The sequence below is a fragment of the Chryseobacterium sp. SSA4.19 genome (assembly GCF_022601875.1).
Classification (GTDB): Bacteria; Bacteroidota; Bacteroidia; order Flavobacteriales; family Weeksellaceae; genus Chryseobacterium.
Map to the genome: position 1 here is coordinate 35,380 of NZ_JAKVIP010000013.1, position 14,022 is coordinate 49,401.

Genomic DNA, 14,022 nt, shown 5'->3' on the forward strand with positions numbered 1-14,022 from the left:
TCTGCTGTATTTTATCCTTAAAAAAATATTAGAATTTAATTTCATATCTCTGCAATCATATTGATTTTTCCATTGAATCCCCTTTTGATTATTTTAATTCTATAGCTTCATAATACATCAGTCTGGAAAAGAACCTTTCGTTTTGCTGCGCTTTTACCTTCTCCAGGATTTCTGCTTTCAGCTTCGGATTCTTTTTTTCTTCTGCATACTTTAGAAGCTGTGTCTCATTGAAATTGATTTCTCTTTTGTGATAATTAAAGACGAAGTCTTTACGCTTCATATTTTCCGAAGTGATGATGCCTCGCCAGTTGATATAGCTGCAGATCAGAATCACACCATATAGATACCAACTCATGGTATTGAAAAGAAAAGCATTTCTTTTCTGGAGCTGAATTTTAATAAATGCGGTGATTAGACCTGCCAATGATAACACCAGAAATACATATACTCCCAATCTTTTATATGTAAATCCATAGTTGATAATATATTCTGAATTTTTTACCATGGCAGAAATAACAAGTACTGCGTTCAGAAGAATCCAGGTTTTAGCCAGTATTTTAAGCAGTCCTGCTTTAGGATCAAAATTAAAACCGGATTTGAAATAAAACATAATGACCAGAATCGCCATAATAATAGACACGATAACGGCATTTACCCTTTCATGGGTTTCTTCTGAAAGCTGGACCGGAGTTTTTACCGTTTCATAAAACTGTTCATAATTATAGGTGATGATGAAAAAAATCAGCAGGATATTTAAGGTAAAGAAAGAAATCACGCCACTTGTTCTTTCAGTGTCCAGATCCAGAAATGAATAGGTTGGCTTTACAACCTTATCCCTTTCTTTAAAATCATTATCCAGAACCGTATTGTTTTTATAGATTAATTTTTCTACCGTATAATTCCAGTAATTGAATGCAATGAAAAATCCTAGAACAATCATTGCCAATAACTGCCAGAAATTAATATCAAATTGTACATTCGTAAAAAGTCCGGCAAAATGGTCGCTTCCCACTGAATAGATGCCAAAGAAAACAGAGACCAGGATCAGCGGAATTAAGAAAAAAGCCATGATTTTCTGACATAATCCCGGAATATTTTTTTTCGGCAGCCATTCATCAAAGCTGAAGAACCTGCAGAAAGAGGTAAATGCATTGACGATGATCACCGGAATAAGCAGAAGGATTTTCATTCTTCTGTTTTTTGACCGGTATCCTAATAATAAAAGTGAACTTACCACCGCCAGGAATGAGGCAAAATCCCCGAACCACGCAAATGCCACACTTGAAAGCACACTGGTTATAAAAAGAAACAGGAAGGTTTTTGTCCTGTTTTTTTCCGGAGTTCTGAAAAAAGTGAGCACTGAATAGATGATTCCGATGATCCCGAGATTCAAGCCTACATTCTGGTCGTAAAAAACGACAACAAACAAAGCAGTGGTAAGGAATATATAATGATGTGTTTTCATAGTATAGAATTTAAAATGGTAGATTAATATAGAACCTGAGTTTCTTTCTGACGGATAAAGTCTTTCAAATGCTCAAAGTTTTGCCACAAAAGCCTCTCGAAATCCCAGTGATGAAAAACCCTCATATTCTGACCTTTACGAAAGGCTTTTAAATATGTTTTGAAGTATTCAGGGAAAATAATGGTTCCCAAAGCCAGCACCCCGAGAAGATAGGCGCTGCGTTTTCCATTTCCGAAAAGCAGATACTGCATGGCAATTTCATCCTGAATATTGGTACTGAAATCTGTGATCAAATGGTAAACATCATGGTTTTCCATCTTGGGAATCATCCGAAAACCATGATTGTAATAGAATTCCCCCAGCATTCTTCCAAGAGAATCTTCTTTGAAACTTAACAGTTGCTCTTCATTGAACTGCCATTGTCTTTTTTTCTTTTTAAAATATTTCCTGTACTGTTTCTGAGAGTTTTCGTACATGAAAATGATGAATTTTGTGCGTAGTTTTTTCATAGATTTTAGTTAATTTTAGTGTAAACATGGTTCATATCTGCATTCAAAATAATTTTTGGCTCCTCAAAAAGTTTATTTGAAAAATAAGTATTGAATGAAGCTGACTTTTCATAACTTTTATAATGAAATTCAATTCGAGAACTGATTCCATTATAAACCTCAAATCGTCCTTTACCGAAAAATCTACTTTCAAAATTTCCATTGCTATATAAAATCAAAGTATCTGGTTCGTGAGGAGCTTCAACACAACAAATAAGATGTTGATAATTTGTATTTGCATACTTACCATATAACGTTTTGCCTTTTAATGAATAATCCATCGTGAAAATTATAATTATCAATAACCCAAAGATTGAAATACTTAATGCTTTTTTCATAATTTAAGCTTGAGTTAAAGTAAACACTGTAATTTCCGGGCGCACCATAAAACGTATCTGGAAAGAATGACCTAAAGCACGATTGATATACAGCATTCTTCCGTCTTGCAAATCGATTTCCCCGGAAATATAGTTTTTGTTTTCAACGGGCAGAATGGGTGTGACTACTCCTGGGATCCGGCATTGCCCACCGTGAGTATGACCGCTTAGAATCCACCCCTGATAACCATTCCAGACATCTTTATCACAGACATCGGGATTATGGCAAAGAACCAGATTCGCTTTTGCCGGATCATAATCTTTCATCACCTTCATCGGATCAAAATTAGGTGACCACAAATCATCAAAACCGATAATGTTTAACCCATTAGATTCTACCTGCTCATTTTTAAGCATCGTCACTCCATTTCTTTCAAGAATGCGGCAAATCTCTTCTGAAGAGCCCAGGTCTTTCCAGTTGGCTCCGTAATCATGATTACCGAGAATTCCAAAAGTTCCCAACTTTCCATATATTGCTTTTTCCATCACTTTTAACAGGTTTTTATGATCTTCGGAAGTTCCGTGATTGATATAATCTCCTGTGTACACTACAAAGTCAGGATTAAATTTTTGAGCTTTCTGAAAAGATTCAATCAGGAAATTCCAGTCGAAACGGTTTCCTACATGCAAATCTGAAATCTGAATTAAGATTTTTCCCTCCAATGCTGTTGGCAAATTTCTGATAGGCAGTTTTCTTTTGACAAATTCAACCCAAAACGGCTCAATCTGCCAGGCGTATAAAAATGGCAAAGTCCCAACGGCAGAAAGCTGTAAAAGCCTTTTAAGAAAATGTTTTCTGGTCATAATCAAAGTCTGCTTTGTTATATCTGAATTCCGGATATTTTAATGATTAAAAGAATCGGCTATGTTTAATTTCCTGAAAATGAAGTCCCGAAAATACCCACCGCCAATTCCGCCCAAACCAAGACCAGAGCTGCTAGGACTATGAGACTGATGATGAGTTTTGTTTTAAATGTCTTTGTAAAACGCCCGATCCAATAGATCAAAGATGCAGTTCCAAATAGAAGAATTCCTGCTATCAGAAAATCGGATCCCGACCAGTCCCATCCTGTCACAAAATGATTTCCGGCTAATGCGATTACCATCAAAAGAGAAGGAATGCCAAAGATTGCTGCTGTTGTTTGTTGTTGCGTGATCATAATTTTTAATTTAAATTTATAAAGTACTTTGTATTTCAAAGTAAAATTTTAAAAAAATATAGCTTATCTTCCAATCAGTTTTTCCAATGCATTTAAATGTTCCGTAAATGCAGTTCGCCCGGACTGCGTCACCCGGTAAGAAGTCTTTGGCTTTTTTCCTACGAATTCTTTTTTCACTTCAATGTAGTTCGCTTTTTCCAATGCATTGCTATGGCTGGCCATATTTCCGTCTGTAATCTCCAACAGGTTCTTCATCTCTGAGAAGTCAACCCAGTCGTTAACCATCAGCACAGACATAATGCCCAGTCTTACACGGCTTTCGAATTCTTTGTTGAGTTGATTTATATTGATCATAATCAGAGTTTGGTTTGCAGGTATTTCTAAAATTTCCCGGTCTGCAATTTATTATTTATATTTTTTATGCATAATCAGGCCGTACACAATATGCAGAATGCCGAATCCGATGGTCCAAAAGAGAAGCCCCCATCCCAGAATGAATAAAGAAATCAATCCTAAAACAATCTGGCAATACCCTAAGTATTTTATATCGGTCAGGGTGTATCTTTCAGCACTCACCAAAGCCAGCCCATAAAAGATCAGCGTTGCCGGAGCAATAAATACAAACAGATGATGATAAAGAAGCGCCAGGCAAAATATGCCGCCTGCAACTAATGGGACTGCAAAAGTAATTAAAAGCCGCCTTGTTGTAGCATCCCAGATCTTAAGTCCTTTCCTTTTGCTTTTGTTAGCGGTAAAAATATATCCGCTGAGTACAGCAAACACCAAAATTAAAATCCCTATAATCAGAAGTTCTTTGACAAGATAAATCCCGAAAATATTTCTGTCCCCATCAAAATAGTCAATTCCTTCCCTCTTGAATGCAAAATAAACGTAGACAGCACCGATAACCGCTGTCAGGCCTGCAACAACACCGGACAATCCGCTTAGTGAAATAAATCTGGAAGACCGCTCCATCATGGAACGGATATGCGATAAGTCTTCGTGATAGTTTTTTGAATCCATATAAAGAACTTTGAAATACAAAGTTATAATTATATTTTACATTTCAAAATATTTTTTTGCCATTTTTATTTATTTTTAATTCTGACTGTTTGATTAAGTATTATCTTTAGAATAAATCTGTTGCCCGGAATATGAAAAGATTTTTTAAAGTTGTCCTGATAGTATTGGCTATTTTTTTCGGAATTATAGCAGCCATCATCATTGCATGGAATGTTTCAAGCTGTCAAAGGAAAAAGAAAGCGGATGAAGATTCTATTACCTTTTCAAAAAAATGCGATTCTCTTCTATCAATAACCGAACAGCCGGAAATCGGGTTTTCAGATTTCAGCTATAAGGAAATAAGCACTCTCAGGTTTCAGATTTTACGAAATAATAAATTAATTGAAGATTCAGTTATTAAAACTCACTTCAAAGATAACTCATTGATGCGTGTGAAGATTCCGTACAGGGAATTCCTGAAGACCGATACCATTGTAGTCACAACGCCGAACAACCTTAAATATTACATCTCAGGTTATCAGCATGTGGCAAACCTGCATTACGGAATGATGGGCTATGTAGGGAGCCACGACTGTTCATTATCAGAAAGCTGTATCATTAATAAAAGCGAAACCGATGGAGTTATCTCAAAGACGCATGCATGGCTGGAATCAGAAAAAGAAAACAGAATAAAAATCATCAGCCCTCAAAGCGAAGAGTATGAGGAAATTTCAAAACGGTCGAAAATAAATAAGGATAAGGCAAGCAATATATTTCAGAACAACAGAAAAAATGAACATCTGATGTCTGAAATCATGTGTGGGATGGAAGTCCGGCTAGACGGAACGTTCTATATTTTTATGGAGGAAAGAGAAGATTCGAGGAAAAAAGATGTCATTAAAATCAATACCGAAACGGGAAGTTTCAAAAGATATACCGATTATCCTTTTCATTAAAAAACCGTTGATTGAGCTTCTCAACGGTTTTCACATATTTTTAAAAAACCTGTTATACTATTTTGCCCTCAGCTTTTCTTTAATGGAAGCTATATTTTTCTTGGCAGAATCCTCAAGAATTAAGCTGGCACTCATATGAATCCTGGCCGGCATCAGTTCATTGAAATGTTCGGTCCCTTCCCATGACACTTTTTTAATCAGAGCCAGAGCCTCGCTGCTTCTTGAAGACAAAGTTTCTAAAAATCTCTCAAGCTTCACATCCATTTCTGCAATATTCTCAGAAACGGAATGGTAAATATTATGCTGTTCTGCCCAGGCAGCAGATCTGAAATCGGCATCAATAGCCATTGCTGAAAACTGGGACTTCCCGATTTTTCTTTCCACATAAGGCCCGATCACGAATGGTCCGATCCCTAAATTAATTTCCGTTAAGGCCAAAGCTGAATCCTTTGTTGCAAAACAGTAATCCGCTCCGCATGCCAAACCTACTCCACCTCCGGTTGTTTTTCCCTGAACTCTGACCACAACAATTTTACCACAGTTTCTCATTGCATTCAAAACTTTTGCAAATCCTCCGAAAAACCGGGTTGACTTTTCCAGTTCTTCAATTTCTAACAGCTCATCGAAGCTTGCCCCCGCACAGAAGGCTTTTTCGCCTTCACTTTTTACAAGAATAGCTTTTACCTCATCGTTAGCACCTTCTTCCAGGATAGTCTGTGCCAGCTTTTCAAGAATGGCTCCGGGAAGTGAATTGCTCTTAGGGGTCCCGAAAGTAATCTCGGCGATATGATTTTTACGTTCAGATATTACGAATTCGTTCATTTTACTAATAGTTGGATTACTGCAAAAATAGTAAATTGAACCTGTTTCGGTAGTATAAAATTAATATAGTTCCCTCATAAATATAAAAATAACCAATCACTGGATTCAGTCATTAATAAACATAAGTTTTTTATATACCAACATGTCGCGAAGGTTGTGGTCATAAACTGAATAATAAATTCCCTGACAATTACTTTCAGGGAATTTATTTATCCTTCAGAGTTAAAAGATATTTGTCAATATATAATGTTTTCTCCTTTGATTTATACTGCTGAATGTATCTTGGATGCTCCAAGACTGTCATTTTTTCAAAAAGATCGGCTTCTTTATTTAATTTTGAAATAAAATCTGCATTCTTCTTTCCTAAAATAAAAACTTCGGAAGTATCAAGATTTAAACTGATATGTTTCTTCAAACAATCAATCATAAAATCTTTAACATCATTGAACAATTCTTTATCATCGTAATAATTAGCGTTGATCCATTTTCCTTTTGATTTTCTTACAATCGCCAGGGGAAAAGGTGAATTGATATAAATATCTTTATAAAACTCTTCTGCACCACCGTATTCTGCAATCATATCGTAGATAAAAACGGAAGAAACTTCATGAGTGTAGGCAGATTCCATCTTGATTCCGCAGACTCCCTCCAGACGTTTTGTATCGGTGAACGGAACACCGGTCACTCCCGCTCCATGGCGGCTTGGATTTATCCCGATTAAAAATTTTCTTTGATGGGAATCGTTGTAATATTTTTCATAAAACCTCTGCATAACAACTAATGTTTCAGGATTATCCAAATACGGATTTAAAACCTGAAACTCAGCCGGTAATTTACCGGAATATTTTAAATTCTGATTAAATTCTACAACTTTTTCGGCAAAAGTTTTATTCATTTCTAATTTTTAAGGAAAATAAGATTTTCAGGCTGATCATCATTATCATCTTCATTGTAATCCTCTTCGTCACCTTCTTCGTTTAGAGCCAATTCTATATCAATAAACTGAATATATAAACCACAAATGTTTTCATTGGCATCATACCCGAAATATACAGGATAAGTCCCATCACCAAAACCACTTGCAAACATCGGAATCTGATAATTCGTGCTGGGAACCGTCCAGTTGATCCAGTCTCCCGCATCTCTCTGATTGTTGGGATGCTCTTTATAGCTTTGGGCAAAAAGTTCTGCAAAATAGTCATCATACATATTGTCGACCTTTGATTCATCTACAAACTTTTCCACAAAAGGAAGTACTTCTGCATCGGTAATACAGCCTAAACCTGCATCCACACCAAATCCAAAAAAATCGTCTTCGGTTACGTCTTCCAGTTCTTCAATTCCGACTAAAGCTTCTCTGTAAATAACAGGTTTTTCTTTGGTAAATTCAACCTTTACTACAGCATAACGGTTGCCCCAATCTTCAGATTTCACCACGGCAATCGTAACCGGAAAATTCCCTTTTGGAGCCTGAATAAAATACGGAGATTGATTTCCGTTCAGAGAAACCAACGGATCTCTCACCACTACTTTTCCCGAAGGAAGAGAAACATTTCCGATTTCCATAGTCTCCAATTGCTGACCCTCGATTTCATCTGAAGTAAAATAAGTCTCCAAATCGGTCGGGCACACCAAAATATCTTTTACTTCCTCATACTTCTTCATCCAGTTTTCTTCCATAATAAATAATTTTAGAATTGATTTAAGCTGGAAAATAAGGAATTAAAATAAAAGACATCAAACGTAGTGAAGCTTTTAACAAAAGATTATAAAAAAACAGTGTAGCAAAATTGCTACACTGGTAAACTGTTATATTGATAAATTTAAAATATTAAATCAATCCAAACTGCTCAAAATGATGGGTAAAATGTTTTCTGTGCATCAGTTCCCACATTTCCTTATTCAGTTTTCCGAAAACAAAATTCATGTGTTCAGCCTGAGGGTTTTCTTTATAATAAATAGAGAATCTCTTCAGGTTATCCATAAACGACTGTTTTGCTGCTTCAAGATTTTTATGTCTTAATTCTAATAATTTTTCATCTTCAGCTAGATATGGTGCAGGAAAGTCTTTTGGCATTTTTCTGTGATTGTACAAAGAATCCTGCCATTTTTCCAAATGCTCTTCAGGAGTAAAGCATTTTTCGGCTTCAGGCTCACCCAAACTTACCAAAACGCCGTGCTCCAAATGCTCAATCATTTGCTGAGGAGACATTTTACCCCAGCTTGGCTGAGTGGATTCCGTTAAACCATTCAATGCTTTCTGAATGTTTTTTAAGTTTAAATCAATGAAAGGAGACTGCTTTGCCACTAATGTCAAAATTGTAGCTACACAAACGATCTCATCTCTTTGATTCACCACTTCAACCAACCATTTCACAACACCGGAAGGAATATTTCTTCCCTTAACTCCACGGTTGATCTTTTCTTTCGCCGTTAAATAAACCGTAATCGTATCTCCTGCATAAACAGGTTTGAAGAACGAACAGTTTTCCAATCCGTAATTGGCGATAACAGGTCCTTTTTTCCCTGAAACGAACAATCCTGCTGCGGCAGAAAGGATAAAATATCCATGAGCAACCGTTTTAGCGAATATAGTTCCCGTTAAACTTGTTGCATCGGTGTGCGCATAGAAATGATCCCATGAAACATTGGAGAAGTTTACGATATCCGCATCGGTAACCGTTCTTCCTGCTGTTTCCAAAGAATCTCCAACCTCAACTTCCTCGAAATATTTCTGGAAAGGATGTTTATCTGAATATTTTTTCTCAGCACCTTGCTGATAAATTTTAGTAACTGCCGTTAAAATATCCGGAGAACCTTGGATGGCTGTTTTCTGGAGGAAGAAATGAAGACCATTCAATCCCCCCATTTCCTCTCCTCCTCCTGCTCTTCCTGGACCACCGTGCATCAATGTCGGAAGCGGAGAACCGTGACCTGTACTTTCTTTCGCACTGTCCCTGTTCAATACAAAGATTCTTCCGTGCTGAGAAGCCATTTTCCAAGAAGTTTCTGCCACAAAATTGTTATCATGAGAAACAATGGAACCTACCAAACTCCCTTTACCTCTCTTTGCCAACGCTGCAGCCTCTTCCGCATCTTTATATGGCATCAACGTAGAAACCGGACCAAAAGCTTCGACATCGTGAGAAATATTTTTTTCGAAAGGCTTGTCATTTAAGAACAGTTTCGGACTCATAAATGCTCCATTTTCATAGTTGGCATCTACCAATTCGTGTTTTCCGTCGTAGATCAATTCATTTTCAGTTTTTAGAATATCAACTTTTCTTAAAACCTCATCGTACTGTTGTTTTCCAACCAAAGAACCCATTCTTGTTTCTCTGCTTAACGGGTTTCCGATTTTTGTCTGATCCAAAGCTTTAGACAACGCATTCTGAACATCTCCAATTAGATTTTCAGGAACGATGATTCTTCTGATCGCCGTACATTTTTGTCCCGCTTTCGTGGTCATTTCGTTACGAACTTCCTTGATGAACAAATCAAATTCCGGAGTTCCCGGTTTTGCATCCAATCCAAGAATTGAACAGTTCAAAGAATCTGCCTCCATATTGAAACGAACGGCATTTCCTGCAATTGACGGTAAAGATTTCAATTTTCTACCTGTTGTTGCAGAACCTGTAAACAATACAGAGTCTCCATCCTGAACATAATCCAGAATATTTCCCGGCTCACCACAAACCAGCTGAACGGCACCTTCCGGAAGAATTCCACTTTCGATCATATCCTGAAAAACTGCGTTTGTTAAATAAGAACCAAACGGAGAAGGTTTCACGATTGACGGAACTCCTGCCAATAAAGAGGTAGACAGTTTTTCCAACATTCCCCAAACCGGAAAGTTGTACGCATTGATCTGTACAGAAACTCCTTCACTTGGCGTTAAAATGTGAGTTCCCAGGAAAGTTCCGTTAGCCGAAATTTTCTGAGTATCTCCATCCACCCAGAACGGTGTGTTCGGAAGCATTCTCTTTGCCAATCCTGAATACGTAAAGAAAGTACCAAAACCCCCTTCGATATCTACCCAGGAGTCAACGTGAGTTGCTCCAGTTTTATATGATAAATCGTAATATTTTTTCTTTCTTTCTAATAAGTAAAGGGCTACTTTTTTTAACATTTCTCCACGGTCGTAGAACGTCATGGATGAAAGGTTTTTGTAACCTATCGTTCTTCCGTAATCCAAAGCCTGCTCAAAATTCAGACCTTCAGTATCGGAAATAGCAACCTGCTCTCCTGTCACAGCGTTGTACAAAGGAATTCCGTTTCCGGTACCTTCTATCCATTCGCCGTGAATGTAATTTTTTAACTTTTCCATATAGTTTTTTACTTTTTACTAATATTTTATCTTTAGACTTTTATTGACTTGAGAATGCTTATCCAACAAATAAAGAATTCTGTCAGATTTAGAAAAAGGAATATTATAAGTAATACAAGCCTTTTTTAAATCAATTAAATATTTTTTATATAATTCAATTTTCTTTGGTTTACTGAATGGAATTTTCAAATTTTCTCCATACAAGATTCTGTAAACTCTTTGATCAATAATTTGAAAATAATCCGAATCAATAAATCTTAAAAAAGTTGATGCCATCGGCAAATCAAAACCTTTTGAATCTAACAGTTTAGTTAAAATATGATTTGATAAACCTTCGTCATATTCTTTCCTTAACTCATTAATTTTTACAATTAAGTCCTCATCAATTTCGGGAAATCTATTAGTTTTCCAAAGAACAATTTCCAAAATAGTTTCATAAGTGAAATCGTTTTTTTTATTATCCAGTTTATCTGTTAATCCTTTTTGATATTTAAATTCGGGAAGTTCATTAAGAAGATCCTGAATATTTTCTAAATTCTTAATATTTTTAATTTCATCATTTTCCACGAAACAAAATTATTTAGGTTCCTGATACGGAAACAATTTTACCAAACCTTCATATAAACTTCTGTGAAGAATGGTTGCGTGATTGTCTGTTTCCATCATTTTATATTCTACTGTCCAGTTTTTCTTGTTTGATTTTTTCAGAACACCGAATAAATCTTCTGCATCTTTTACCATCACCGGATGCTCACCTTTTCCGACAGAAACATAAATAAATTTCTTAGTATCCGGAATTTTAGCCAATAATTGAGGAGCCTGTTTTAGAAGACTTTCATCATCCCACCATAAACTCGGACTAATGATAAAATAGTTATTGAACATTTCAGGTCTTTTCAACAAAATTTCCGTTGCTAACAGTCCGCCCAATGATTGTCCGAATACATATTTATCGGTAGTTTTAAACTGACTTTCAACATAGGGTTTTAATTCTTTTTCCAAAAAACTGATAAATTTATCCGAATGTCCCGTTGTAGGATAATCTTTCTGTAAATCTTTTAAATCGGTATGAAAAGTGAAATCTCTTTTTCTATCAATATTGGCAATTCCGACCACGATTGTTTCCGGCATGGAATACATTTGATTGAAAAATTGAACTAAACCTGTCACATGAATAAAATCTTCATTCATACTTCCATCCAAAAGAAAGATGATTGGGTAAGATTTTGTTTTGTCGAAATTTTGCGGAAGATAGATATTTAACGTTCTTTCTTCGTTTAAAATTTTAGACTTTATAGTTCTTATTTCTCCAATAGTCAGAGGTTTTACATTAGCAGTCTGGGCAAAAATTACCGATTGAAATGCAAACAAAATACTAAAGAAAATAATTAGCTTTTTAATCATATTTAATTTTGTGTGGAAAAATTATTTCACATCATCCCAAATGCTGTAATCAACAACCTTCGTAGGAATCTGCTGAACATATTCTGTAAAAGGTTCGCAAGGTAAAATCGCGTTTTTTCCTTCTCTTGCCAATTCCTGATACAATCTTGTTCCTTCTGTTTTCCATTTGATCATTTCATCAGAAACATCACGAATGATTTTTGCAGGGCTTCCAACAATCAATTTTCTTGCATCGCATTTGAAATTTGCAGGAACAAAAGCCAAAGCTCCAATAATGCATTCGTCACCGATAACGGCTTTATCCATTACAACAGCGTTCATTCCAACCAGACAGTTTCTACCGATATGCCCGGAATGAATAATCGCTCCGTGACCGATGTGGGCAGATTCTTCTAAAATGGTTTCAATTCCCGGAAAAACGTGAAGGGTACAGTTTTCCTGAACATTCGCACCGTCTTTGATGATAATTTTGCCCCAGTCACCGCGAATAACCGCATTGGGACCGATATAAACTTCTTCGCCAATTTCTACATTTCCGATAATCACCGCTTGTGGATGAACATAAGTGGAAGGTTTGATGATTGGGCGAATTCCGTGATATGAGTAGATATTCATAATTTTAATTTGAAAATTTAGAGATATGCTAATTTGAGAATGAAAGTTGTTTTGAATAACATTTTCAAATTCTCAAATTAGCTCATTCTCAAATTAGTTTAAACTCTTTCAATTACCATTGCATAACCTTGTCCGACACCGATACAAAGAGTACACAACGCATATTTTTTATCTTGTTTTTGGAGCTCCATGGCTGCAGAACCAACGATTCTCGCCCCGGAAACTCCAAGAGGGTGACCAATTGCAATAGCTCCTCCGTTTGGATTTACTCTTGAATCATCATCTTTTAATCCTAAAGTTCTCGTTACTGCTAAAGCCTGAGCTGCGAAAGCTTCGTTCAATTCAATGATGTCCATATCATCTAATGAAAGATTCAGTCTTTTTAATAATTTTTGAGTTGCTTCTACAGGTCCGATTCCCATAATTCTTGGCTCAACACCGGCAACTGATGAACCTAATATTTTTGCTTTTGGTTTTAAACCATATTTTTTTACCGCTTCTTCGCTTGCTAAAATTAGAGCAGCTGCTCCATCATTCATTCCTGATGCGTTTCCTGCGGTTACGGTCCCTCCTTCTTTTCTGAAAGCAGGACGCAGTTTTCCTAAGCCTTCCATTGAAGAAGTTGGTTTGATAAATTCGTCTTTATCGAAAATTTTAGGTTCTCCCTTTTTCTGCGGAATCCCGACTTTTACAATTTCTTCCGCCAGTCTTCCGCTTTCCTGTGCTTGTGTTGCTTTCTGCTGTGACCAAAGGGCAAATTTATCCTGATCTTCACGGCTGATGTCGTGCATATCCGCTAAATTTTCGGCCGTCTCTCCCATTCCGTCTACACCGTACATTTCTTTCATCTTCGGATTCACAAAGCGCCATCCGAAAGTCGTGTCAAACATCTGGCTGTCTCTCCCGAAAGCCGTAGCTGGTTTTGACATTACATATGGCGAACGTGTCATGTGTTCTACTCCACCGGCAATATAAATTTCTCCTTCTCCAGCAGCAATCGAACGGTAAGCATTTGCCACCGCTGACATTCCTGAAGCACACAATCTGTTTACGGTTTCACCTCCGATTTTATAGGGAAGCCCCGCCAGTAAAAGTCCCATCCTGGCTACATTCCGGTTATCTTCTCCTGCTTGGTTAGCACATCCGAAAATAACGTCTTCAATTTCCGCTACGGGAACGTCAGGATTTCTGGCTATGATTTCTTTTAAAACAATGGCAGCCAAATCATCGGCTCTAACTTCTGAAAGACCTCCGCTTAGTTTTGAAATGGGAGTTCTGATATAATCTATGATGTATACGTTGTTCATAATTTTTGCTTTAGGCTTTAGGCTGCAAGCAGCAGGCTT

Annotated in this window: 16 protein-coding genes; 1 reads left to right on the top strand and 15 read right to left on the bottom strand. The window is 36.7% G+C overall.

Annotated elements, in window-relative coordinates; genetic code table 11:
* Window positions 1-88: 88 nt before the first annotated feature.
* The 7 genes from MKJ01_RS10610 to MKJ01_RS10640 form a co-directional block, all read right to left on the bottom strand.
* The gene (locus MKJ01_RS10610) at window positions 89-1,465 is read right to left on the bottom strand and encodes a DUF4153 domain-containing protein (RefSeq protein WP_241614008.1); all 1,377 of its coding nucleotides are present in this window, start codon (window positions 1,463-1,465) and stop codon (window positions 89-91) included.
* Window positions 1,466-1,488: 23 nt separating this feature from the next.
* Window positions 1,489-1,974 carry a ubiquinone biosynthesis protein COQ4 gene (locus tag MKJ01_RS10615; protein WP_241614007.1) on the bottom strand — a complete coding sequence of 162 codons (486 nt, stop codon included), beginning with the start codon at window positions 1,972-1,974 and terminating at the stop codon, window positions 1,489-1,491.
* Window positions 1,975-1,979: 5 nt separating this feature from the next.
* Window positions 1,980-2,351: a hypothetical protein gene (locus MKJ01_RS10620; protein ID WP_241614006.1), complete on the bottom strand. Its 372-nt coding sequence runs from the start codon at window positions 2,349-2,351 to the stop codon at window positions 1,980-1,982.
* A gap of 3 nt (window positions 2,352-2,354) precedes the next feature.
* The gene (locus tag MKJ01_RS10625) at window positions 2,355-3,194 is read right to left on the bottom strand and encodes a metallophosphoesterase (RefSeq protein ID WP_241614005.1); all 840 of its coding nucleotides are present in this window, start codon (window positions 3,192-3,194) and stop codon (window positions 2,355-2,357) included.
* Window positions 3,195-3,259: 65 nt separating this feature from the next.
* The gene (locus MKJ01_RS10630) at window positions 3,260-3,550 is read right to left on the bottom strand and encodes a hypothetical protein (RefSeq protein ID WP_241614004.1); all 291 of its coding nucleotides are present in this window, start codon (window positions 3,548-3,550) and stop codon (window positions 3,260-3,262) included.
* A gap of 63 nt (window positions 3,551-3,613) precedes the next feature.
* Window positions 3,614-3,904 (bottom strand): transcriptional regulator, encoded by a 291-nt coding sequence (locus MKJ01_RS10635; RefSeq protein ID WP_241614003.1) that lies wholly within the window; start codon window positions 3,902-3,904, stop codon window positions 3,614-3,616.
* Between the two features lie 51 nt (window positions 3,905-3,955).
* On the bottom strand, window positions 3,956-4,573 hold the full coding sequence (locus MKJ01_RS10640) for a hypothetical protein (RefSeq protein WP_241614002.1): 618 nt from the start codon (window positions 4,571-4,573) through the stop codon (window positions 3,956-3,958).
* Between the two features lie 131 nt (window positions 4,574-4,704).
* On the opposite strand from MKJ01_RS10640, the gene MKJ01_RS10645 reads away from it, so the two are divergent.
* Window positions 4,705-5,508, top strand: coding sequence for a hypothetical protein (locus tag MKJ01_RS10645; protein ID WP_241614000.1), 804 nt, complete (start codon window positions 4,705-4,707; stop codon window positions 5,506-5,508).
* A gap of 57 nt (window positions 5,509-5,565) precedes the next feature.
* Here the strand turns inward: MKJ01_RS10645 and MKJ01_RS10650 are convergent, their stop codons facing one another.
* From MKJ01_RS10650 to pcaF, 8 genes are all read right to left on the bottom strand, one after another.
* Complete coding sequence (locus MKJ01_RS10650; protein ID WP_241613997.1) at window positions 5,566-6,330, bottom strand: enoyl-CoA hydratase/isomerase family protein; 765 nt, start codon at window positions 6,328-6,330, stop codon at window positions 5,566-5,568.
* Window positions 6,331-6,535: 205 nt separating this feature from the next.
* Entirely contained in the window at window positions 6,536-7,225 is a 690-nt protein-coding gene (locus MKJ01_RS10655; protein ID WP_241613995.1) for an SMUG2 DNA glycosylase family protein, read from the bottom strand.
* Between the two features lie 2 nt (window positions 7,226-7,227).
* Window positions 7,228-8,010 (bottom strand): DUF4241 domain-containing protein, encoded by a 783-nt coding sequence (locus MKJ01_RS10660; RefSeq protein WP_241613993.1) that lies wholly within the window; start codon window positions 8,008-8,010, stop codon window positions 7,228-7,230.
* 151 nt (window positions 8,011-8,161) lie between these two features.
* A complete protein-coding gene (paaZ, locus tag MKJ01_RS10665; protein ID WP_241613991.1) occupies window positions 8,162-10,657 on the bottom strand; it encodes a phenylacetic acid degradation bifunctional protein PaaZ in 2,496 nt (831 codons plus the stop codon).
* Between the two features lie 18 nt (window positions 10,658-10,675).
* Window positions 10,676-11,224: a hypothetical protein gene (locus MKJ01_RS10670; protein ID WP_241613989.1), complete on the bottom strand. Its 549-nt coding sequence runs from the start codon at window positions 11,222-11,224 to the stop codon at window positions 10,676-10,678.
* Between the two features lie 9 nt (window positions 11,225-11,233).
* A complete protein-coding gene (locus MKJ01_RS10675) occupies window positions 11,234-12,061 on the bottom strand; it encodes an alpha/beta hydrolase (RefSeq protein ID WP_241613987.1) in 828 nt (275 codons plus the stop codon).
* Window positions 12,062-12,082: 21 nt separating this feature from the next.
* The gene (locus tag MKJ01_RS10680; protein ID WP_241613985.1) at window positions 12,083-12,676 is read right to left on the bottom strand and encodes a transferase hexapeptide repeat family protein; all 594 of its coding nucleotides are present in this window, start codon (window positions 12,674-12,676) and stop codon (window positions 12,083-12,085) included.
* Window positions 12,677-12,774: 98 nt separating this feature from the next.
* The gene (pcaF, locus tag MKJ01_RS10685; RefSeq protein WP_241613983.1) at window positions 12,775-13,983 is read right to left on the bottom strand and encodes a 3-oxoadipyl-CoA thiolase; all 1,209 of its coding nucleotides are present in this window, start codon (window positions 13,981-13,983) and stop codon (window positions 12,775-12,777) included.
* Between the last annotated feature and the right edge of the window lie 39 nt (window positions 13,984-14,022).